The following is a 21,668-nucleotide window of genomic DNA, read 5'->3' as shown; positions in this document are numbered from 1 at the left end:
CCCCCCTCTATGTCTTGTTAGTCCCCCGTGGAGGTTCGGCGATATTTCGGTTCATTACCCAGGTCAGCGTGACCGACACCCCGCGTTTTGAGGGAACCACCCGCCACATTTGGCGCACTCGGGTTGCATCCTTGGGCACCTTCCGCTGGATCTCCTCTTCGACGCGCCGCTTCGCATAAGCTTCGGCAGCTTTTCGGGAAAGCGGCACCGACCGTTCCTCTTCATCATTATATACCATCTCGATGAATTGAACCGGAAGGCGCACGCCGGCGAAGCTCAGCGGCTGCACTTTTTTCGTGACGCTGTAATGCGAAAAACGCATAGGAAACGGATTGGGCACCTCGGTCAGTGCGCTCTGGTCCCATTCCACGAACCGCCGGACATATACCTGGCCCGTCGGCCGCCGCACATTCTTGCGATACGGTTGAAAAAGCTTTTCGGTATACGTGACATCGGCCATTACCTGGCCTTCCGCAGGGGTGAGGACACTTTGCTCCAGCGGCTTCTTCGCGCCTTCCGGCTGCACAGGCACCTCGCCCGACACGACGCCCGATATGAGGGTTTGACCCCGTTGGACCGATTCGCCCGGGAGAACTTCCGCCGCCCCAATATAAACAAACACTTGGGTCACTTTCCCGGATTGGCCGGCAACCAGTTTTGACGGCAAATGGTCGGGCGGCCGATTGACGATGCGCAGCGCATCGATGTTGGCCACCACACCGCGGGTGTGAATGCCAATCCAGGCGTATTGCGGCAACAACGCCAGCATGTGGCGACGGACGGCGGGGATGTCAAGCCCTTGGCGGTTAGCGCCTAGGCGGAGGCCGGAGGCCTCAGCCGCTAGGATGAGCTGCTGACGTTGACTCGGACCTAAATTGGGAACGGTCACCTCCACCACCCAAATATGGCTGGTCACGTACCAGGTTAAGGCCATAGCGGTGACCAATCCGGCCAGTAGAAAGGGGCGGCGGCGCAGTTGCCGCCAACGGAACGGCAATCCCCCTTGAGCTAGCGGCACCACCTCAACCATAGTGCCCTCGGCAATCATCACCAGCGCTTCAAATCCGTCCTCCGTGACGAGCGCTGTAAGCTCGTCCCGCCTACGGACAACATGCCACAGGCGGAATCCCCGGTCGGCCAGCTCGCTAATCACACGCTCCGCCCCGGTCCCCGAAATCCGTACCCGCCGCCATCCGCCAAATATCCGCACTAAAATTCCAGTCATAGATTTCCCGCCTTAAAGACTAATGACCGCACCTGGCCTGTGACTAACAGCTCATTTTTGTCAATCCAGCCAATCACCAGCTCACGCCCGGTCACAATGAGGCGACCATCGGGAATGCGGAGCACCACCCGATGAGGCTCGTACTGCTCCAAACCACGGTGGTTTTCCACCCGAAATTGCAGGTGTCCGACCACTTCCACCCTCGGAACATTAACCAAAACTTCGGGGGGAATCTCGAGGATTTCCGTAAAGCGCTGAATGGTGCGTCCCTTGCCGCTCATGCCGTTCCTCCTGTCCCAACCTCGTTTCATGCTATGCCGACGACACCGCGCTCATGAAAAGATTGACCATTGGAAAAGCCAAAGGTTACGGCGCATCAAGAGAGGAACTTGACCACCCTTGTCGAATTGAGTGACGGAAAGCGAGGTCTCTGATGCTTCCTGAACTGGACAACCACACTCTGGCGCCCATCTGGCGCGTTGGCCATATCTACACCACCCGCTATTGTTGGATGGGATGTCCCTTCTGCAGCCTGGCGGTCGTGGCTTCGAAACCTGAACCAGGGCTGACCCTTGACCAGGTAGACCATGCCGCGGTTAACTTTAGGAATGCCGATGTGGTAAAGCTTGAGGGGGGACTTCTCTTGAAGGAGCCCTTCGACTATTGGCTGAAGCTTATCCGTCACATCCGCCACAAGGATGTCCGTAAGCTTTGGGCTTTCTCTCCCCAGGAACTGTGGCACTTTCATCAGGCGGAACGGCGATCCGTCCGAGATTTGCTGACCGGACTGAAGTGGGTCGGCGTCGATGGGCTGAACCCTGGCGGGTCGGAATCGCTCCACCGTGCCTGGTCCCCCCACCGGTTGTCGCCCAGCGAATGGGCCACCGTGGCCGAGGCCGCACACGAACTCGGCCTCACCGTGCGGGCCGCCCTCATCGTGCCTCCAGTCCCGGATGGGTCCTTGGTGAACGATTATTTGGCGGCCCTCGGCGACACGCCGGTCACGGGGTTCGAATTGAAGCCTCTCAGGGCCGCCCATACCCGGTTGGCACAACATGGGGATGCCGAGTGGCTGGAAGTCATCCCGCTTGTTCAGCAGCTTAAAGACCGCACGCCGCTTCCCGTCCACATTCGCCTGGACTGCTGGGACGATGATGCCCGGTACCTCTTGTCGGTTGCGGGAGCCGACGGCTTTTTCGTTCCCGATTGGACGGTGGCGCCATGACTTGTCCCATCTACTGGATGCCGCAATGCGATCTGGGTACCGTGCCGGATGATCGCTTCCGGCGATGGCACGGACAACGATTTTTATCTTTATGGGGAAACCGCGGCCATATTTTGGCGCCTGGCCCTGAAATCTGGCCATCCATGGAAACCCTGATGCCGATGAAAAACCATGTGTGGTATTGCCGGACTTGGCAAAAGGTTCCTGCGCGTTCCAAACCTGCCGCGTGCACCGTCGAACTGCCCGTCCCCCATGGTGTTGCGGATGCCGCGCTGACACTCCTGAACCGCGTCCTCGACGTACTGCCGTTGAAACGGCTGGTCCTGACGCGGCCGGCAGGTCTGGCGCTTGACGCGGCGGAACACAGCATCCTCACCCTCATGGACAGTGTCACCGATCGCATCTGGCTCGATGCGGCCAGCTTCGGCTGGACCGGCCTGAGCTATCTGTTAGCCCAGCATCCACACTTGCAGGCGGTGGGCGCAGCCGAGCCGCAACTGGTGCGACTCGCTGAAATCACGAAGAGGCCGTTGCAACTCATGGATTTCAGTGGGCAGCCGGCGGTGGACATTCCGCTGTTGCCGCGGTATCCCATTTTTCCTGACGAGTATTCGAGGGATAATAGCTTGCCTCCTGGGTGGCGCTCTCGGTAGGATGGAAAAGAAGAGAAGGAGCGAGAATATGCCAGATCTCAGCATGGTGGTTTTGTCCTATGAGGATGTCAAGCGGCAGACGGATCGGGGTGCCCGTCTGGTGGACGTCCGTACGCCCCAGGAGTTCGTGTCGTTGCATTTGACTGGCGCTCTTCCGCTGGCCGCACCACGTTTTGGCTTTGCTCGCCTCTCCCCCCACGTACTAAACCCGGGGGAGCGTGTCATTGTCGTGGCGGCGTCACCTGTTTCCGGTCAGATAGCTGCCCAGGAAATGGACATGCTGGGCATTGAGATTGTCGGCATATTCGCAAGCTTGCCGCGCACCTGGGCAACCCGCGGACTCAGCGTGCAAACGGGCGAGCTCATTTTCCCCGACCGCTTCCTGAGCTATGTTCACGACCACCCCAGTGCGGACATTGTGGATGTGCGGGAATTCCGTAGAATCGGAGCGCTTTCCTTTCCCTCACGTGACACGCCAGCTGCCCTTTTCACGCTGGCCCGAGGGGCTGGACAATCTGGATCGCACCCGGCCAATTATCTATCTTTCCGGACGGGATGAACGGGCCATTATTGCCGCGCGGGACACGATGGTGGCAGGTTTTCCCACAGTGGGATACTTGGTGGGCGGCTATGCTGCCTTCCATCAACCCAGAACCTATGACCCCAAAGAAGCTGCCCGCACAACGGCCCACCATGGCGTCTTTATCTGAAACGAGGGCCCAAACCGACCGGTTTGGATATTAAACCATTCGCCCTGGCTAAACCCATCCAATACGGCCACCCAAGGCCCTGATCCGGCAATCACGGTGGGTGTCGTTTGCTGGCGCGTCGGCCAGCGCACCGCGTCCCGCCAATCAAACCGATTTTGGCGGTAGGGTACCATCCCGTTCACTCCCAGCCCCCACAAGGGGGTGGTGTCCGTAACGCTGATGGCCGCCTGATAGACGGAGCGAAACCTATGGCGCCTACCGGTCCAATAGCCAAAGCCATTGGACCCCGTGGCATAGGGAAGGACGGGATGTCCGCCGGAAAATCCCACGGTGCCTTGCGGAGCTACTGAGGCAATTACACGGCCCGGCCTCCCCCCAATTGGGATGAGCTGCGCCTCATGGGGCGATGCCGAAAGCGCCCAGAGCGAATGTCCTGATCCGGTTTCCAACGTCGTGATGGCGAGCGGCAGACGTGAGGCGAGGGTTACCCAGCCATTTTGACGCCATATCATTGCCGATACCCGATTTCGCCTCACGTTTTCGGCTATCGCGTACAGTCTGCCGCTGATGTCTCGTACTGAGAGAATGGTCCAACCGTCGGGTGCCGGACGCCGCGTTGCCACCCGATGGCCGTCAAGAGCAACCACCGCACCGCCCAATGTGACCCACACGGAGTGTTTGACCCCCGGGGATGCCACTTGCACCTGTTGAACCAATCCCAGCGGGCCGATTTTTAAGGCAGGCTCCAGCGGCTTACCCTTGGCCGTGTATTCCCGTCCATACAGTATTTCCTGGTTGCCGCGGCTTCGGGCATAGAAAATCCAGAGTCTTGGCAACGGCGCCGACGCTCGCGGATGGGCCAACGTCACCGCCAGTCCTCCAGCCACCAAGACCAGAACCATAAAAAAAAGGGCCCTTAGGCCCTTGTTTCGCCTCATTGGGCACGGCGCTGAAGCGCCGTTTTAACAGCTTCCGACACCGCTTTGCCGTCGGCCCGTCCCCGGGTCTTAGGCGTCAGCCACCCCATCACCCGTCCCATATCCTTGGGACCTTCAGCCCCGGTTTCGGAAATCGCCGTCTCAACCAATTGGGCCAGTTCTGCCTCCGACAGCGGTTCGGGCAGATAATCTTTCAAAACCGCAATCTCGCCGGTAAGCTTGTCCACCAGGTCGGCACGCCCGCCTCGCCGAAACTCTTCGATGGCGTCCTGCCGTTCCTTGACCTCCTTGGCAATCACCTGAACGATTCCGGGATCGTCCAGCACAACGCGCTCACCGCGTGTTTCCGCCTGTAATATGGCTGCCTTTATCCCGCGGATGACAGAGAGTCGGGCCGCATCTTTGGCCCGCATTGCCGTTTTGAGGTCCTCGTTGAGCCGATCACGAAGAGACATTGGAAAGCCCCTTATTTGCTTTTCTTTTTGCGAGCCGCCTCGGACTTTTTCTTCCGGCGCACGCTCGGCTTTTCGTAGTGCTCATGACGGCGAGCCTCAGAAAGCACGCCGGCCTTCTGGATTTGCCGCTTAAACCGGCGCAGTGCGCTTTCCAGGCTCTCATTTTTGCCCACTTTAACCTCTGACATTAATCTCCCTCCCCTCCACCCGCTCGGGTTGGGGTCTATTCATTTCATTATACGGGCAGGCCCGAAAAAGTGTCAAACCGCATGAAGACTACCAGGGGCGGTATAAGTGCCCATACTTGGTTAAACATTCCTTGCAAAGCGTGCTCTCCAAAAATCCGGATGTCAACGAGGTCGCTTCGCGCCGTACAACCGGCTTGTGACAAATATCGCAGAATTTCAGCTCGATGACCTTGCCCACCGTTCTCGACCTCCCTGACGGTAGCATGACCGAGAACCTGGGCGTTGAATCTAGCAGTCTTGTCCAAAAGTGGGCGTGACGTCTTGCAAAAAAAGCACCGCCGCGAACGCGCCGGCATTTTCGGCACGGTAAACGCGCGGGCCCAATGAGATCGGTTGAAAGCCCTTGGCATAGAGCTTGTGGTATTCCTCTGGCGTAAACCCGCCTTCCGGACCCACCGCCAGCGCCACCGGCTTGGTGCTGGAAGTCAGCCAGGCCGACTGCGCTGGTGCCCGCGGGTCTAAAACATAGCCCTCGTGGTCCTCGGGAACGGCGATATCGTCAATCGTCACCAAATCGCCGATGCGGGGCACTTCAAACGCCCGGCTTTGCTCACTTGCCTCTTTGGCGATGGTTTCCCAGCGCGTCTGTTTATTCCCTGAGACTTGCCGAACGATGGTGCGTGCGGTGACAAGCGGAATAAAGGCAACAATGCCTGCCTCGGTTCCCCGCTCAACCACCTCGCCAAAACGATCCCCTTTTAACAGCGCTTGAAACAGCATGATGCGACGGCGGGGTGCTCCGTTTTGAGCCAACGGCTCATCAAAACGCACACGACCCGCCTCCATCAGCCGGCAGAGCCAGACAGTCCCGTCGCGCGTGAGGACCTCAATGGCATCGCCTGGTTTTTTCCGCATCACAACGCGAAGGTAATGCGAGTCTTGCGGGGTTAGTTGGGCCGTCTCGCCCCTCCGTGCTAAGGCCTCAACGGCTAGCCGAATCATCGCCGTACCACCGCCATAATCCACCCGTCCTGCTCTTCTATCCGGACCACGTGATGACCGGTGGAGGCCACCAAGGAGGTCAACGCATCACGCCGCTCAGGCAGCAACCCCGAGAGAAAAATCATGGAGCTATCGACGAGATAGGCCTGCAGCGGCTGCCATTCCGCATGGATAATGTCCCAGATGAGATTCAAAAAGAGATAATCGAAGGGTTGGGGCTTGACGTCGTGCAAAGTTCCGGCTAAGACGGATACCGCATCTTCGAGATGATTCAGGTGGACGTTGTGCCGGATAGCATCGACCGCCACCGGGTCCGGTTCCACCATGAGCACCCGCTCGGCACCGCGCTTGGCAGCCAAGAGCCCTAATATCCCGGACCCAGCCCCCAAGTCCAAGACGCTTTGGCCGCCTAAATCCAGATCCAACAGCGCATTGGCGCAAAGTCGGGTGGTCGCATGGGTCCCAGTGCCAAAGGCCATCCCCGGGTCCAGCCATAAGGTATGAGCCTCGTCGGCTGGCGAAGGAGAAGTCCACGATGGCACCACCGTGTAACCATGGCGTAAGACCTGAGGGACATAATAACGCTTCCATGCGTTGGCCCAATCTTCGCTCTTGACGGCATCGCTCTCAAAGAGCCATCCCCGGGCCGCCACCCGTTCGCGCATGGTCGCCTCCCATTTATTCGCATCGTCCACGGTCAAATAGACGCGCACATAGGGACGGCCGGGGGACAAGGGGATGTCGGTAAAGGGCGCCTCAGCTGGTTGACCGTCATCATATTCGACTCCCTGCACGGGGAGGGCGTAAGCCAAATTCATGGCCGTCTCTACCTGGTCGGCTGGCGGATACCAAGTCCAACGGCGATAGGTTTCGTTAAGGGATTCGTTACCGGCCCAGGGCATCTTTCATCTTCCGAAGAATGCCCTTGTCCTCGGGCACAACCGCCTCGCCCCGCATCTCCGCCCATGCCCGGAGCAGTTCCCGCTCCTTGGGGTTCAAATGGGTCGGAACCTCGACCACCAAATGCACATTAAGCCCGCCTTTAGCCGACGGCGAACCCAACCGCGGCAATCCGGCTCGTGCCACCCGTACCACGGTATCGGTCTGCGTCCCGGGATTAATGTGGATAGTGTGCTCTTGGCCTTCGAGGCCCGCCACGGTGACCTCTGCTCCTAGCGCTGCCTGGGCAAATCCGATGGGCAAATCCAACCACAAATCGTCCCCGTCGCGGCGAAACTTGGGATGCTCGGCTACGTGAATAAAGACAATTAAATCGCCTGGGCTACCGCCACGGCGTCCCGCCGCACCTTCGCCTTGAACGCGCAGTCGGGTCGTATCATCCACCCCCGGCGGCACCTTGACCGTCAGCCGCTTTTCAGCCCGCACCACACCGCGCCCAGCACAGGTCTTGCAGGGTTCCTTAATCACCTTGCCGGTGCCGCGGCAGCGTGCACAGGTTTCTATCCGCCGAATGCGCCCCAAAAAGCTGTCCGAAATCCGCTCTACCTCGCCCCGGCCTCGACAGTCGGGACAGGTTTCAATGCGCGTGCCGGGCTCGGCCTGGTTGCCATGGCAACGATTGCAGGTCTCCTCGCGTACCACCCGAATCGGCTTCTCCGCACCATTTGCTACTTCTTCCAACGTCACGGTTAAGTCGTAACGCAGATCCGCTCCCCGTTCCGGACCATGGCGGCGCTGCCCCTGGCCCGCGGCGGCACCAAAGAACATATCGAAGATGTCGCCAAAACCGCCTCCGCCAAAACCTGCCCCAAAGCCATCAAAGCCAAAGTTTGAACCTCCAGCGAATCCACCATCCGCGCCGGCGTGGCCAAACTGGTCGTAACGGGCCCGCTTTTCTGGGTCGGAGAGGATCTGGTAAGCTTCGTTAATTTCTTTGAAACGCTCTTCCGCTTGACTGTCGCCAGGGTTGGCGTCCGGATGATACTTAGCGGCTAGCTTTCGGAAGGCGCGCTTTATTTCCTCACCGGAAGCTCCGCGTTCAACTCCCAGCACCTCATAGTAATCTCTTTTGGCCATGCTTGGCTCCTTACTCCTCCCCGTCGGCAACCGGTTCGGCGCTGGGCGCCTGGCCGGTTGACACCTTTACCATACTGGCGCGCAACACCCGATCGTTCCATACAAAGCCGCGTTGCAATTCCTCGACCACGGTGCCTTCCGGATCGGCACTGTCCACACGCTGCACGGCCTCGTGATAGCGCGGATCGAAAGGCGCACCTAACGCCTCAATGGGCTTCACCCCGAGCCGTGCCAGCGCCTCCATGAACCCGTTCAGGGTCATCTCCACGCCCACCCGCCAGACCTTGGCCTCGCCTTCAGATGGCATGAATTTGACGGCCCTTTCGAGATTGTCGAAGACCGGCAGCAAGTCGGTCAACAACCGCTCGGCTACCCGGCCCTGAATCTCATCGCGTTCCCGATCCATGCGACGCCGAAAATTCTCGAAGTCGGCCTGCAGGCGAATGAGCTGATCATAACGAGAACGCGCCACCTCTTCCCAGTCGGTTGCCGTTTCATCACTTGATGCGCTGCCGCCGTCGGGCGACGAAGGCGCTTCTTGTTCTTCGTCTATGGCCTGGTCTGTCCCCCCGGGGGAATCCTGTGTCTTTTTCTGCTCCTCTTCGCCCACTCGCTATCCCTCCGCCATCAATTAGCCATGCAAAACCCGTGTCAACTCGTTGGAGACCGCGTCAACAATCGACATCACTCGTGCATATTGCATGCGCCGAGGACCCAAAACCATCAAGTGCCCTACCACATTGCCTCCCACGCGGTAGGTGGCGGTGACCAAACTACAATCCTGGATATCGTCCATTAAAGACTCCGCCCCAATGACCACCTGGACCCCCTCGCTCTCGGTCCGCGACACCAGTTCCAGCGCCGTCTCCTTTTCCAGAAAGCCGAGTACCCGCCTGACTTTGTCCACGTCGCGAAACTCGGGGTAGTTCAAAATGTTGAGGGGACCCGCCAAGCTCACTTTGTCCTCGTCGCCGTCCTGCCCGGTTACCCACTTCAAGGCTAGCTGCCACAGCCCTTGATAGCGGTTAATATCCCCCTGCAGTGGATCCAGAATGCGGTTCTTTAGCTCCTCCATTGACACACCACGAAACTCTCGGGTGAAATCCTCGGCCAAAGCGGACAACTGCTCGGCATCAAAATCATCCGGCAGTATGAAGGTCTGGTTTTCCACCAATCCACCCGTCGTTTGCAGCACCATCAGCACCGTGCCGCGCCCGAGTGGGACAAAACTAAGATCTCTGAGCTGCGCCTGCTTCACAGGTGGCGCCGCTACCAACGAGGGATACTGGGTCAGTTCCGAGACCAACCGCGCCGTCTGATGGATGAACCAATGCAACTCCCGCACCCGGACTTGATAGGCACGGCGGATGCGGTCCCGCTCCATCTCCTGCAGCGGAGCCGGATGGATAATCTCGTCTACATAAAAGCGATAGCCTTTGTCGGACGGAATCCGTCCCGCCGAGGTGTGTGGCTGCTCCAGGAAACCCAGGTCCTCCAAATCTGCCATTTCATTGCGTATCGTGGCAGGACCGACCCCAAGATCATACTTCTTGGCGAGCGTCCGCGAACCAACGGGTTCCGCCGTCGCGATGTAATCGTCAATTAACACTTCGAGTACACGCCGTTTGCGGCCATCCAATTGGTCCACCTCCCGACCAAAATTTAGCACTCAAACGCCGAGAGTGCTAAATGATTCTCAGAAGAACGATAGCATCTGACTATTTTCTGTGTCAAGAATGCGGGCCTAAGCGCCGTAGGCTACGGGCGCGTCCACCAATTCGCGCGCCACCAGGCTTGCTAGATCGCGGCCCCGCCTAGTCAATTGTATGCGGGTGGGATCCGACTCGACCAATCCTTGCTGGAGTAATCGTTCGAGGACCGAACCAAAGGCCTCATGCGGGGTCCTGTCAAATCGCTCGAGAAACGTCTCGGGGCTCACCCCTCGGCGCTGGCGTAAGCCCAGCCAGAGATATTCGCGCATTTCCTCCTCGGGACTGAGACGCTCTTCTCCGTCTTTAGGATCTTGGCCCGACTCGACGAACTCCATATATCGGCGTACGCCCCGGACATTCCACCAGCGCAGTCCCGGCCGATAGGCATGGGCACCAGCCCCTAGCGCCAGATAGGGTGCCAATTGCCAGTAGAGCTGGTTATGGCGGGATTCCATTCCGGGACGAGCAAAGTTCGAGATCTCGTAGGGGTTGAGCCCTGCCTGCTCCAATCGCACTTCCGCCCAGTCGGCCATATCGGCCGTTAAATCGCCGTCCGGCAGCCTCTTTTCCCCACGGTCGAGCTGATTTTTCAGCGGCGTTCCTGCCTCGACCATCAGCGCATATAGCGAGAGATGAACGGGATTCAGGGCCAACAATCCCGCCACCGTCTCCTGCCATTCCTCCATTGTCTGGCCCGGCAACCCGTAGATGGCATCCAAGCTAATGTTGGCGAATCCTTCGGCGCGTGCCATCGCCACGGTGGAGTGAATGGCGGTCACATCATGAATGCGGTTCAGCGCCAACAGGTGATGGTTCTGCAGGGCCTGAGCCCCAATCGAGAGTCGGTTGACGCCGGCTTGACGCCATTGACGCAACTTGGCGGAGGTAACCGTCCCGGGATTGGTCTCCACGGTGATCTCAACCGTATCGGAAATACCGCCGAGACGCTGGTCGACCGCGTCGATGACCGCCGTCAAATGACTCGCGTCCACCAAGGAGGGCGTCCCACCACCAAAAAAGATGGAGACCAAGGGGCCCGAGATTGGCTGCTCGTTTTCCCACTCGCGTATCAGCGCGTCCCGGTAGCGGCGATGGTCGTCGGTCGACATCCCAGTGACGGTATTGAAATCACAATAGGTGCAGCGGGCTTGACAAAAGGGGATGTGCACATAAAGCCCCCACTCGTTCATGACTCCTCCACCCGCAAGATGGCCATAAACGCTTCTTGCGGAATCTCCACGCTGCCCACCGACTTCATGCGTCGCTTGCCCTCCTTCTGCTTTTCCAAGAGCTTGCGTTTTCGCGTGATGTCGCCGCCATAACATTTGGCCAACACATCTTTTCGGAGCGCCTTAACAGTTTCTCGGGCAATGACTCGGGCGCCGATGGCCGCCTGAATGGGAACCTCAAACAATTGTCGGGGGATTAGCTCACGAAGCTTTTCCGCCAGCGCCCGTCCCTTTTGATAGGCGCGATCACGGTGAACAATGGTGGAGAGCGCGTCCACGACCTCCCCATTGAGCAAGATATCCATGCGCACTAAGTCGGCTGGCTGCAGTCCCGCTAATTGATAGTCTAGTGAAGCATAGCCCCGGGTGCGGCTTTTCAATTGATCGAAGAAATCGTACATAATCTCGCCGAGCGGCAGCCGATACGTGAGCATGGCGCGAACGTTGTCCAGATAGGACAAGTTCAGATAGATTCCGCGCCGTTCCTGAGCCAGTTCCATCACCGCCCCAATGTAATCGCTGGGCGTAATAATACTGGCCTCCACCACTGGTTCCTCAATTGTCTGGATATCACCCGCCGGCGGCAGGAGCGCCGGGTTGTCCACCCGAACAACCTCACCGCTCACCAACGTAACCCGATACACGACATTAGGGGCAGTGGTGATAAGGGTGAGATCATACTCCCGCTCCAGGCGTTCCTGAATGACCTCCATGTGCAACAGGCCCAGAAACCCGGCACGAAAGCCGAATCCTAAGGCTGCTGAGGTTTCCGGCTCGAAGGTAAGCGCTGCATCGTTTAGCTGCAGTTTTTCCAGGGCTTCCCGGAGCCGGCCGTAATCGGCCGAATCCACCGGGTATAATCCCGAATACACCATCGGCTGGGCGGGGCGATATCCGGGCAATGGGGCTTCAGCAGGCCGATCCGCGAGCGTCACCGTATCGCCTACCCGAGTGTCCTGCACCGTCTTGATTTGCGCGGCAAAGAACCCTACCTCGCCGGTATCAAGGTGATCAACCGGGACTGGATGGGGGCCGAAAACCCCCATCTCGGTCACTTCAAACTCTTTCGAGGTGGCCATGAAGCGAATCCGGTCGCCAATCTTGAGGCTTCCATCCACCACCCGGATGTAAACTAAAACCCCTTTATAGCTATCAAAACGGGAATCAAAAATCAACGCCCGAAGCGCGCCTCGGGCATCACCGGCAGGCGGTGGCACCTTTTCCACGACTTCGGCCAGTACCCGGTCGATGCCAATGCCTTGCTTGGCCGACACCGGCACCGCCTCGGTGCCGTCCAATCCAATGTCCAGCAACTGTTCCATCACTTTTTCCGGGTCGGCGCTGGGCAAGTCAATCTTGTTGATGATAGGAATGATGGCCAAATCATGCTCTAGGGCCAAGTAGAGGTTGGCCAGCGTCTGCGCCTCCACCCCTTGTGCGGCGTCAACCACCAACAGAGCTCCCTCACACGCTTGCAGAGCCCGTGATACTTCATAGGTGAAGTCGACATGGCCGGGGGTATCGATCAAATTCAGCTCGTAGGTTTCACCCTGGTGTTGATACACCAGGCGTACGGCCTGAGCCTTGATGGTAATGCCCCGTTCCCGCTCCAACTCCATGGAATCCAGCACTTGGGGGGCCATTTCCCGTGAGCTGAGTGCTCCCGTTACCTCAATGAGCCGGTCCGCCAAGGTACTCTTCCCATGATCGATATGGGCGATGATTGAAAAGTTGCGAATATGCCGTTGCTCCACGCTTTCCTCCAGGCACCACAATATATCACTTCATGTTACCAAGTCGACGCGGGAAAGAAAAGCAGCGAAGGGCTTGCCGTGTAGACTGGCCTCAACCGCAATCGGTTATAACTAACCTATGCGCTCTAAACAGACGAAGGAGATGGGCTAACATGGCACGGCGGCCGTTGACACCCCAGGACCTCTTGCGATTTGAACTACCCGAGACCATCACCATCCACCCCAGCGGGCGGGAAATCTATTACGTCCATCAACGCATCGACCCGGACACCAACCGTTATCACCGCCATATCCGGGCCATTGGTTACGATACCCGCGCAAGCCGAGATTTGACGGCAGGGCCTTCGGACCGAGATCCCGCCTGCTCCGACGACGGTCGTCATCTTGCCTTTGTCCGAACACGGGACGATGTGGACACCGTTTTCGTCCTTCCCTTCAGTGGCGGTGAGCCGATGGCGTTGACCCAGTGGGACCGAGACGTCAGCCACCCCTTATGGATGCCCGGGGGCAATTGCCTTATTGTGGAGGTGGCACTAGACAACGGCCAGATACCAGAGAGCCGCGAACACCAGAAACGGCGGAAAGAACAGGCCACTCCTCAAGAGAAATTTACTGAGGACGTACGCATTATTGACCGTGCCTTCTATCGGCTCGACACGGTCGGATATCTCCATACCGAACGACACCGTCAATTGGTCGCCTTAAGTCTGAACCCTGACGATCCGCCCAGGCGTCTCACTGACGCCCGCTACTCTCATGACCAGGCCGCCGTCCACCCCGATGGCCGTCGCATTGCGGCGCGGTCCAACCGGCAAGCCGATCCCGACCGAAACCCCTACGAAGACATTGTGCTCTTGGATTTGACCTCCGGTCAGGAGTGGGTGGTCACCGATGGCCGGGGCAGCTATGGCTCGCCCGTGTTTTCCCCGGACGGGGAGTGGCTTTACTTCTTTGGACATCAGTATCCGCTGGGGTTCTACAGTCAGACCAAGCTGTATCGGGCTGCGATCACGGCGGGAGCTCCGGGGAAACCAGAACTGGTGTGGGATCCCGAAGACGGCGACTTCGGCAATGAGTCCGTCGATGATCTTCGCGCCCACGGCGAATTCCGTATCCCACTTCTCTTCTCCCCGGGCCAAGAGTCGCTCTTTACCATTTACAGCACCCACGGAACCGTTCAAATTGCTCAATGGGACCTGGTCAACAAAAGCATGCGGCTCATCACCCAAGGTGACCGCGTGGTTTATGGGCTGACTCAGAATCGCACCCGTACCCGATGGGCGCTGCTGGAGGCTGACCAAGAATCGCCGGGAAACGTCTACAGCGCCGACTTTATGGACCATCCCGATCACTTAAGTCTCCGGTTAGCGACCGATCTAAACCGGCCCTTGTTAAACGAGGTCCAATTGTTCAAGCCGCAGCACTTTACGTTTCAAAGCGAACCCTTAGGCGACGCCATGGACGGATGGTTTTTAGTACCTAGCGGCGTTGGCCCCTGGCCGCTGGTGTTAGAAGTCCATGGGGGTCCGATGGCAATGTATACCTCGAGCCTATTTCTGGAGTTTCAAATGCTCGCCGGCGCAGGCATTGGCGTGGTCTGGACCAATCCGCATGGTAGCCGCGGCTATGGTGAAGATTTCTCGGCCCGCATCAAAGGTGCTTGGGGTGGCCAAGACTTTCGCGATGTGATGGCGGGGTTGGACGCGGCTTTGAAAACCAAGCATTTTGACGAAAAACGACTCGGCATCGCGGGCGGATCCTATGGGGGATTCATGACCAACTGGGCCATTGGTCACAGCGACCGTTTCCAGGCCGCCGTGAGCATGCGTTCCGTCGTGGATGAGTTGAGCTTCTTCGGCACCAGTGACATAGGGTATCTCGACGACTGGGAATGGGGAACTACGCCATGGCAGGATCCCCACCGTTATTGGGAGGCCAGTCCCTTGATGTCGGTTGCCAAGATGCACACCCCTCTCCTTCTTATCCACTCCGAGGAGGACTGGCGCTGCCCCATTGGACAAGCCGAGGAGCTTTTTCAAGCCTTAAAATGGCTCAATCGGGAGGTGCGTTTTGTGCGATTCCCGCGTGAAAGCCATGAATTGTCTCGTTCCGGAAAGCCATGGCATCGGGTCAAACGTCTGGAGCTTATCCGGGACTGGCTTCAAAACCATCTGGCATAATCCCTGTCAAAATGGCAGCCGTTCAAACGACGGCGCATGCACTGGCACGGCGCATCGCGAGAGGCGCAGCATCTGGTTTTCCGACACGCGTCGCTTGCGAGGCTCAAAAGTGCGCCGGCCTCAATCTTGACGCGTACCTAAAAGACAACGATAAAGAAGAGTTCCAGGTACTCGCGTCCAATAGCGGATATCGGCGCACGAATGAGCATCATGAACGGCACATCAAACCATCATTCGCTGGCGACTTCCAGGGGCGGGCGCGCTTTCGCGAAGTGGCCAACCCCCATTCGCCACGCATCTGTCCCTTTACGGATGAAAACGGTGGGCACTAATCTTATGAACGGTCAAGTTCGTCCCTTTCAGCATGTCACTGGATTTTTGAGGGAAGGATCGTCGCTTGCAAATGAACGTGAACTCATTCGATATGATAAGGCGGAAATGAGGGGATAGTTTGGTCGAACGGATCGCGACCATATGGGATTGGATTTTCGCATCAGATCCAGGCCTCGTCCGGCTTCGCATGGGTACGAACGCTGCGGTCAGCATGGCTTCTGGTCTCGGCCTGGAGTATGTAGTCGCTCGAATGTTACATGTCGGCGGCCTCGGCCTCATTATTATGATGCTGCTTGGAGCAGTCATGTCCATGCAGGGGACGTTGGCCCTGACCGGATTGGTCGATTGGCGGAAAAAGATTAAACGAGCAATATTTTTCCCAGTCGCCGTGGGAGGAGGAATGGCGGCAGGCGCAGCCACTTCGCAAAACACTGATCTCGCACTCGGCGTTTTTGTGGTGGTGATGTTTGTCGCCGTGGCGATTCGGAAATTTGGTATCCCCTTTTTCTTTTATGGATTCATGGGATGGATGGGCTACTTTTTTGCGTCATTCACCCGTGCCACTCTTAAGGATCTCCCCTTCATGCTGCTGGCCGTTGCCGTGGCAGCAGCGTGGGTCCTGCTCTTGTCTCTCACAATCCTCCGGACGCAGCCCCGGCAAACCTTAACGCGGACGCTTCGAGCCTTCGGGTTCCGGTCCCGGGCTTTAGCCAAAGCGATCGCGGACTACTTGCGGGCAGACACCGAAGCGGCCAGAGAGCGGTTGAGGCTTCGCGTCAGAACGCGAGCTGCCCAGCTCTCAGTAGCAGCCTTAATGGTCGAAGGATGGGTTGTCGAGCCGAGCGCCCTCCCAAAAGGATGGTCGGCATTGGCCGTGCGACGGCGACTGCTGGCCGTTCAGCATGCGATGGATCGCATGGCCTGGGCGGCTACCACACTGGCCGACACCCAAGGTCGGGTCGCGGGATTAGCGGCCGACATCGCCGATGCCATCGCGCGTCAAGACAACCCCCGGGCGAGGCAACTGACAGCTCTCGTCAGGGATGTCGAGAGCCCCGCGCATCAAGCCGCATACGAGTTCGCGAACGCTGCTTCCGAATTTCTTACACTCTCCGCCGAAATGCGATGGGTACACGAGACTGAGGCCGCCATCGGACCGGATGAATTTGAGCCTGCGGTTGGCCTCATGATGGGCGACCTGCCGGGATCGCCCGCCATCGGGCCGACCATTCCAGTCCGCGGGCATCAGTGGAATCCGCTGGCGCGGCTTGCCTTTCCCCTCCGTCAAGCGATTCAGGTCGCCATTGCCGGGGGACTTGCGATTGTTTTCGGCCGTGCCCTGTCTCCAGAACGTTATTATTGGGCGGTGATTGCTGCCTTCATCCTGTCGGCCGGCACCGCGACCCGGGTCGATGCGCTCATCAAGGGTGTCAACCGTGTTCTCGGCACCGTAGCTGGACTCGTCGCTGCAGTGGGCTTGGCTCAACTGACCGCCGGCCATGTTCATCTGGTGCTGGTTGTGGTAGTGGTGTCGATGTTTTTCGGTGTTTATTTGTTCCGGTTTTCTTATGCCTACATGATTTTCTTCCTGACCATCATGTTGGCCCAGCTGTACAGCATCCTTCACGAGTTTTCAACCGGACTCTTGATGTTGCGATTGGAGGAAACCGCGATCGGGACCATATGCGGTCTAATCGTGTCTCTTCTTATCGTACCGGTCTCGGCAAGTGACGCGGTGGCAACAGTAAGGCGGAGCTACATGGATGAACTGCACTCATTCTTGATGCAAGCAGCCGAGGCTCCTGAGGCGAAAAATGCCGAGGCCTTGGAGCAGCAGGTGCGCGTGTTGGAAAACCGGCATCGTCAACTCGTGCAAGTGGCGGACCCGATTACCCCACCCTTAGCCTGGGGGTTCAGCCGGCCGCAAGTGCGTCACCGGCTTGCCATGTATGCGGCCTTGACGGGCTATGTACGGACCCTGGCATTCGCCGTGCGACATGCATCCTCCGAAGAATTTCCGCCGAACTGGCGTCGGATGTGCCTGCAATTAGCGGACGTGGCAAACAAAGCCAAAAACGGGGCTTCTGCTAGTGAAAGTGGCCTCCCGATTGGCGTTAACGAAGCCACTGACCACCGGGCGAGTCGGCTGCAGGGCCCTCTGGCACAAATCGAAAGCTTTTTAGAAGACTACGTCTCGTCCGAACCACTTTGAGATGGGCCGCATCGCGAGAATCCCCGAGCTCTCCAATTCCACCAGATCCGATTGATGCGACTGGGCTAGTACCCTTATGATGATTACGAGACGCAAATAACAGGCGTGAACTCCTTATGCGCGCCGGCGAACAATAGAAGCAGTCGCACCGCGTGCCCATCGTTAGTCGGCGAACAACCTACGCAGGGATCGATATAGAATGACGCAAGAGCCCGCGTCCCCTATTACCGCATCAATACCGCTCCTCACGCGGGTTGCTGCTCCGATGGCTGGTGACGTTCGGCCATATAGTCGTCCGCGAAGACGTCCAACGCCACTACGCCCGACAAAACAAACGCGGAGGATATCCTCCGCGTCGTTTGACTTAGTATTGTCCGTAGAAGTTTAGGCGCTTTGCGCCGGAGGTTCCACGGGCTTGGGAGAAAACGGCCCCACGGGAAGTACCATGCGCCCGAAGGCCTCGTTGATGACTTCCGCCGCGGAAAGATAGAAGGCAAGGATGGCCGTAATCAATCCCACGTAGCCACCGACGGTTGTCATCGCCGTCAGACCCCAGCTGCCGATGGCCAAAAGAACAAAGGTGAGCCACAGCGCCAGGAAGACCAACTGCAGTGCCATGTTGGTCCGAAACGTAGCAATCCACATGTAGAAGGTGAAAATCCCCCACACGAAGAGATACCATCCGACGAAGGCGGCCGGCACCTGCGCGCCAAAGTAGTGCGCGAAGAGGGCGAACGACCACCAAAACGCACCGTACGAGAAGAACGCCACCGTACCAAAAGTGTTGCCTCGACGATATTCCAGAACACCGGCCACAAGTTGTGCGGTGCCGCCATAGGCCATCGCCAGCACCAACACCAATCCCATCCCAGCCGACGTATACCAGCCGGCGTTTATCATGCTCAACATCCAGGTCGTGAACGCAAACCCCGCAAGCCCCAATGGTCCTGGATTGGCAAGCTTCCCTTGCATCAAATCCCTCCCTTAACCATTAGCAAACCAGGCGGACTCGCGTCCGCCTTGACCTAGGGACGAACCAGCTTGTGAATAGTCTCCACGACTTCCGGATTGGATAGTGTGGTCACGTCCCCAATTTCTCGATTGTCGGAAATCGATGCCAAGATCCGCCGCATAATCTTGCCCGAACGGGTCTTGGGAAGATCGGGCACGATCCACACTTTTCGCGGACGCGCGATAGGTCCGATATCGTGTACGATGGCATCGACGATTTTCTGGTTCAGAGCGTCGTCGGCCTCAACCCCCGGATGGAGCGAGACATAGATCTCCGGGATGCTGCCTTTGATGTCGTCGTGAGCGGCCACGACGGCCGCTTCGGCCACTTCCGGCACTTGCAGCACTGCCGACTCCAACTCCTTGGTTCCCATACGGTGACCGGCGACGTTGATGACGTCGTCGATGCGGCCCAGAATGCGGATGTACCCATCCTGAGACTGCATGGCACCGTCTCCTGCCATGTATGGCCAGTCGCGCCAGTCTTTCGATTGCGGATTCTTGTTGTACTTACCGTAATAAGTGCGGACAAATCGCTCCGGATCTTTCCAAATGGTCTGCATGATGCCCGGCCAGGGATTGCGGATGCAAATGCTGCCGCCCTCACCGGATCCTGGTGTGACCTCATTGCCCTCCTCATCCAGAATCACCGGGTGAATACCGGGCAAACCAGGACCCGCGCTTCCCGGCTTCATGGCCTTCAAGGCGGGCACGGTGCTGCACAAATGTCCACCCGTTTCAGTTTGCCACCACGTGTCCACCACGGCCGCTTCACGCTTCCCCACCACGTTGTAGTACCAGCGCCAGACGTCCGGTTCGATGGGTTCACCCACCGTGGCCATCAGCTTAAAGTGATAGTTGTAGCGGCCCGGGACGTCGTCGCCGTGCTGGCGCAAGGAGCGGATGGCGGTGGGTGAGGTGTGGAAGATGTTGACGTTTAAGCGCTCAGCGATTCGCCATGCGCGTCCGGCGTCAGGATAGGTGGGTCCGCCCTCATACAGCACCGAGGTAGCGCCCAGCGCCAATGGTCCATAGACGATGTAGGAGTGTCCGGTGATCCAGCCAATGTCGGCCATGCACCAGTACACGTCCTCAGGTTTCACGTCCAACACGTATTTGGTGGTCGCTGCGGCGTAGGAAAGATATCCCCCCGTACCGTGCTGAATTCCCTTCGGCTTGCCTGTCGATCCGGAGGTGTACATCAGGAACAACGGATCTTCCGCAGGCATGGACTCCGGTTCTACTCGAGCTCCACGATACTTCGACTCAAGCTCCTGAACCAAGACATCGCGCCCTTCCACTAAATCGCTTCCGCCATAGTGGCCTGGGTCGCGCTGAAAAATGAGCACATGGTTCACCTTTTGGCCCTGGGACTCGGCCTGCTTCACCGCAATATCCGCCTTTTCCTTGTGGTTTAGCCACTTGCCGTTGCGGTAGTACCCATCGATGGTGACCAGCACGGAGCTTTCAGAATCGACGATCCGGTCCGCACATGCCTGCCCACTGAATCCGCCGAAGACTACCGAATGGATGGCCCCAAGCCGTGCGCAGGCCAGCATCGCTACTGGGAGTTCCACCACCATGGGCATATGGATGGTCACCCGGTCGCCTTTCTTGACCCCGGCGTAGTCGCGCAACAAGGCAGCAAATTCGTTGACCCGGGCGTAAAGCTCCTGATAACTGACGGCGACAATCGGGTCCTCCTCACGCTCGGCCACGAAATAGTACGCGACCTTGTTGGCGTGTTGTGGCAGGTGACGGTCAACACAGTTATACGAAGCGTTCAAGCGGCCGCCTACGAACCACCGCCAAAACGGTGGGTTGGAGGTGTCCAACACCGTATCCCAGGGTTTGAACCAATCCAAGAGATCAGCGTAGCCGGTGAAGCAGTCGGGGAAATTGTCGAGACTCATCTTTTCGTAAATATGAGGATCGTTCAAATTTGCCTGCTTGACGAAGCTCTCCGGCGGCTCGTAGTAGTCTTCTTCCCGCCAGTGAACTTCGATGTCTCGCTCGACATTCTCTGCCACCTAAACCACTCCTTGCGTCCAATTTTTCTCCTGCTCATTATACTCTGATTTGAATGAAAACAGCAGCTTTAAGCCGACTGTTTGTTTCTGCTAATTCGGTGGCGTCTGGGCACTTTTAACGGAGGCCGGCGCTATCCGTCCTAGACGCCTGCCCGAATGACTTCTGCAGCTTCCACTAGATTGGAGACTTCCTTGCGGGGCTCCGCTACCAGCCGTTCGCGAACTTGGCTTCGGCGGTTCACCCAGATGCTCCGAAACCCAAAGCTGGACGCCCCGGCCGCGTCCCATCCGTTGGAGGAGACAAACCAAACCTCTCCTCGCGGAACGCCATATCTTGCCAGCACTTGGCGATAGGCTTGGGGGTGGGGCTTATAGTGCCTGGCCGGTTCCACACTCAATACGTCCTCAAGCCATGGCGACAATCCTGAATGCGCCACGCCTTCGCTCAACATGGCCTCGTCGCCATTCGAGAGAATAACGCGGGAGAACCCCTTGAGCTTCTGCAAGGCAGGCTTGGCGTCGGGAAACGGCACCGGTCGGTTCCAAGCCCCCATGAGCCGGTCCATCGCGGCTTCGCTCACTGACATGTTCAAGGCCGCCAGCGTGTGAACAAGCGCACGCCGCGTAACTGGTAGGTAAAGAGGGGCCTCGGGGCTTGGCTGTGGTAGCGAGTGCCCCTTGAGCGCCCTCCTCCCCATAGAACCGGACGTGCGCAATTTACGCATCCGGCTCCCCGATTTCGCACACGTTACACTGTCGGATGGACGACTCGCG

Annotated in this window: 20 protein-coding genes; 5 read left to right on the top strand and 15 right to left on the bottom strand. The window is 58.2% G+C overall.

Annotation, left to right across the window (positions count from 1 at the left end):
- Positions 1-7 precede the first annotated feature (7 nt).
- Positions 8-1,225, bottom strand: a complete 1,218-nt coding sequence (locus tag HIJ39_RS11700; RefSeq protein WP_169099885.1) for a sporulation protein YqfD — start codon at positions 1,223-1,225, stop codon at positions 8-10.
- On the bottom strand, positions 1,222-1,506 hold the full coding sequence (gene yqfC, locus HIJ39_RS11695) for a sporulation protein YqfC (protein WP_169099883.1): 285 nt from the start codon (positions 1,504-1,506) through the stop codon (positions 1,222-1,224). Before yqfC ends, HIJ39_RS11700 begins: the two co-directional genes overlap by 4 nt.
- 152 nt (positions 1,507-1,658) lie before the next feature.
- Here yqfC and HIJ39_RS11690 point away from each other — a divergent pair, with 152 nt between their 5' ends.
- From HIJ39_RS11690 to HIJ39_RS11680, 3 genes are read left to right on the top strand one after another with little or no spacing between them, the layout of a single operon-like run.
- The gene (locus tag HIJ39_RS11690; protein ID WP_169099881.1) at positions 1,659-2,450 is read left to right on the top strand and encodes a hypothetical protein; all 792 of its coding nucleotides are present in this window, start codon (positions 1,659-1,661) and stop codon (positions 2,448-2,450) included.
- On the top strand, positions 2,447-3,103 hold the full coding sequence (locus HIJ39_RS11685) for a hypothetical protein (RefSeq protein WP_169099879.1): 657 nt from the start codon (positions 2,447-2,449) through the stop codon (positions 3,101-3,103). The genes HIJ39_RS11690 and HIJ39_RS11685 overlap by 4 nt, the downstream gene beginning before the upstream one ends.
- Before the next feature lie 28 nt (positions 3,104-3,131).
- On the top strand, positions 3,132-3,662 hold the full coding sequence (locus HIJ39_RS11680; protein WP_169099877.1) for a rhodanese-like domain-containing protein: 531 nt from the start codon (positions 3,132-3,134) through the stop codon (positions 3,660-3,662).
- Positions 3,663-3,758: 96 nt separating this feature from the next.
- On the opposite strand, the gene HIJ39_RS11675 is transcribed toward HIJ39_RS11680, so the two are convergent.
- From HIJ39_RS11675 to lepA, 10 genes are all read right to left on the bottom strand, one after another.
- Positions 3,759-4,715, bottom strand: coding sequence for a hypothetical protein (locus HIJ39_RS11675; RefSeq protein ID WP_169099875.1), 957 nt, complete (start codon positions 4,713-4,715; stop codon positions 3,759-3,761).
- Positions 4,716-4,747: 32 nt separating this feature from the next.
- Positions 4,748-5,206 carry a GatB/YqeY domain-containing protein gene (locus HIJ39_RS11670; protein WP_169099873.1) on the bottom strand — a complete coding sequence of 153 codons (459 nt, stop codon included), beginning with the start codon at positions 5,204-5,206 and terminating at the stop codon, positions 4,748-4,750.
- 11 nt (positions 5,207-5,217) lie between these two features.
- Positions 5,218-5,394 (bottom strand): 30S ribosomal protein S21, encoded by a 177-nt coding sequence (gene rpsU / locus HIJ39_RS11665; protein WP_169099871.1) that lies wholly within the window; start codon positions 5,392-5,394, stop codon positions 5,218-5,220.
- 288 nt (positions 5,395-5,682) lie between these two features.
- The gene (locus HIJ39_RS11660) at positions 5,683-6,396 is read right to left on the bottom strand and encodes an RsmE family RNA methyltransferase (protein WP_169099868.1); all 714 of its coding nucleotides are present in this window, start codon (positions 6,394-6,396) and stop codon (positions 5,683-5,685) included.
- Positions 6,393-7,298, bottom strand: coding sequence for a 50S ribosomal protein L11 methyltransferase (locus tag HIJ39_RS11655; RefSeq protein ID WP_169099866.1), 906 nt, complete (start codon positions 7,296-7,298; stop codon positions 6,393-6,395). The genes HIJ39_RS11660 and HIJ39_RS11655 overlap by 4 nt, the downstream gene beginning before the upstream one ends.
- On the bottom strand, positions 7,282-8,433 hold the full coding sequence (gene dnaJ / locus HIJ39_RS11650) for a molecular chaperone DnaJ (RefSeq protein ID WP_169099864.1): 1,152 nt from the start codon (positions 8,431-8,433) through the stop codon (positions 7,282-7,284). Before dnaJ ends, HIJ39_RS11655 begins: the two co-directional genes overlap by 17 nt.
- Before the next feature lie 10 nt (positions 8,434-8,443).
- Positions 8,444-9,043 carry a nucleotide exchange factor GrpE gene (gene grpE / locus HIJ39_RS11645; RefSeq protein WP_169099862.1) on the bottom strand — a complete coding sequence of 200 codons (600 nt, stop codon included), beginning with the start codon at positions 9,041-9,043 and terminating at the stop codon, positions 8,444-8,446.
- 21 nt (positions 9,044-9,064) lie between these two features.
- Entirely contained in the window at positions 9,065-10,072 is a 1,008-nt protein-coding gene (hrcA, locus tag HIJ39_RS11640) for a heat-inducible transcriptional repressor HrcA (RefSeq protein ID WP_169099860.1), read from the bottom strand.
- Between the two features lie 105 nt (positions 10,073-10,177).
- On the bottom strand, positions 10,178-11,335 hold the full coding sequence (hemW, locus tag HIJ39_RS11635) for a radical SAM family heme chaperone HemW (protein ID WP_169099858.1): 1,158 nt from the start codon (positions 11,333-11,335) through the stop codon (positions 10,178-10,180).
- The gene (gene lepA / locus HIJ39_RS11630; protein WP_169099856.1) at positions 11,332-13,128 is read right to left on the bottom strand and encodes a translation elongation factor 4; all 1,797 of its coding nucleotides are present in this window, start codon (positions 13,126-13,128) and stop codon (positions 11,332-11,334) included. The genes hemW and lepA overlap by 4 nt, the downstream gene beginning before the upstream one ends.
- A 152-nt stretch (positions 13,129-13,280) precedes the next feature.
- Between lepA and HIJ39_RS11625 the strand changes: the two genes are divergently transcribed.
- Both HIJ39_RS11625 and HIJ39_RS11620 read left to right on the top strand, forming a co-directional pair.
- A complete protein-coding gene (locus tag HIJ39_RS11625) occupies positions 13,281-15,308 on the top strand; it encodes an alpha/beta hydrolase family protein (protein WP_169099854.1) in 2,028 nt (675 codons plus the stop codon).
- 451 nt (positions 15,309-15,759) lie between these two features.
- Entirely contained in the window at positions 15,760-17,853 is a 2,094-nt protein-coding gene (locus HIJ39_RS11620; RefSeq protein WP_169099852.1) for an FUSC family protein, read from the top strand.
- 384 nt (positions 17,854-18,237) lie between these two features.
- Here HIJ39_RS11620 and HIJ39_RS11615 read toward each other — a convergent pair whose 3' ends face one another.
- The 3 genes from HIJ39_RS11615 to HIJ39_RS11605 form a co-directional block, all read right to left on the bottom strand.
- Positions 18,238-18,825, bottom strand: a complete 588-nt coding sequence (locus HIJ39_RS11615) for an acetate uptake transporter (protein ID WP_169099850.1) — start codon at positions 18,823-18,825, stop codon at positions 18,238-18,240.
- A 53-nt stretch (positions 18,826-18,878) separates the two neighbouring features.
- Entirely contained in the window at positions 18,879-20,894 is a 2,016-nt protein-coding gene (gene acs / locus HIJ39_RS11610; RefSeq protein WP_169099848.1) for an acetate--CoA ligase, read from the bottom strand.
- A 140-nt stretch (positions 20,895-21,034) separates the two neighbouring features.
- Positions 21,035-21,592 carry a haloacid dehalogenase type II gene (locus HIJ39_RS11605; RefSeq protein ID WP_275107318.1) on the bottom strand — a complete coding sequence of 186 codons (558 nt, stop codon included), beginning with the start codon at positions 21,590-21,592 and terminating at the stop codon, positions 21,035-21,037.
- Positions 21,593-21,668 lie beyond the last annotated feature (76 nt).

The organism is Sulfobacillus harzensis (assembly GCF_012933365.1).
GTDB classification, from domain to species: Bacteria; Bacillota; Sulfobacillia; order Sulfobacillales; family Sulfobacillaceae; genus Sulfobacillus_B; species Sulfobacillus_B harzensis.
The sequence above is the reverse complement of the archived record's forward strand: the minus strand, read 5'-3'. Positions and strand labels throughout refer to the sequence as shown.

What these genes read in the sequence shown, in the direction of transcription:
- HIJ39_RS11700 (WP_169099885.1), bottom strand. Translation starts at nt 1,225, where the DNA reads ATGACTGGAATTTTAGTGCGGATATTTGGCGGATGGCGGCGGGTACGG.
- yqfC (WP_169099883.1), bottom strand. Translation starts at nt 1,506, where the DNA reads ATGAGCGGCAAGGGACGCACCATTCAGCGCTTTACGGAAATCCTCGAG.
- HIJ39_RS11690 (WP_169099881.1), top strand. Translation starts at nt 1,659, where the DNA reads ATGCTTCCTGAACTGGACAACCACACTCTGGCGCCCATCTGGCGCGTT.
- HIJ39_RS11685 (WP_169099879.1), top strand. Translation starts at nt 2,447, where the DNA reads ATGACTTGTCCCATCTACTGGATGCCGCAATGCGATCTGGGTACCGTG.
- HIJ39_RS11680 (WP_169099877.1), top strand. Translation starts at nt 3,132, where the DNA reads ATGCCAGATCTCAGCATGGTGGTTTTGTCCTATGAGGATGTCAAGCGG.
- HIJ39_RS11675 (WP_169099875.1), bottom strand. Translation starts at nt 4,715, where the DNA reads ATGGTTCTGGTCTTGGTGGCTGGAGGACTGGCGGTGACGTTGGCCCAT.
- HIJ39_RS11670 (WP_169099873.1), bottom strand. Translation starts at nt 5,206, where the DNA reads ATGTCTCTTCGTGATCGGCTCAACGAGGACCTCAAAACGGCAATGCGG.
- rpsU (WP_169099871.1), bottom strand. Translation starts at nt 5,394, where the DNA reads ATGTCAGAGGTTAAAGTGGGCAAAAATGAGAGCCTGGAAAGCGCACTG.
- HIJ39_RS11660 (WP_169099868.1), bottom strand. Translation starts at nt 6,396, where the DNA reads ATGATTCGGCTAGCCGTTGAGGCCTTAGCACGGAGGGGCGAGACGGCC.
- HIJ39_RS11655 (WP_169099866.1), bottom strand. Translation starts at nt 7,298, where the DNA reads ATGCCCTGGGCCGGTAACGAATCCCTTAACGAAACCTATCGCCGTTGG.
- dnaJ (WP_169099864.1), bottom strand. Translation starts at nt 8,433, where the DNA reads ATGGCCAAAAGAGATTACTATGAGGTGCTGGGAGTTGAACGCGGAGCT.
- hemW (WP_169099858.1), bottom strand. Translation starts at nt 11,335, where the DNA reads ATGAACGAGTGGGGGCTTTATGTGCACATCCCCTTTTGTCAAGCCCGC.
- HIJ39_RS11625 (WP_169099854.1), top strand. Translation starts at nt 13,281, where the DNA reads ATGGCACGGCGGCCGTTGACACCCCAGGACCTCTTGCGATTTGAACTA.
- HIJ39_RS11615 (WP_169099850.1), bottom strand. Translation starts at nt 18,825, where the DNA reads ATGCAAGGGAAGCTTGCCAATCCAGGACCATTGGGGCTTGCGGGGTTT.
- HIJ39_RS11605 (WP_275107318.1), bottom strand. Translation starts at nt 21,592, where the DNA reads ATGGGGAGGAGGGCGCTCAAGGGGCACTCGCTACCACAGCCAAGCCCC.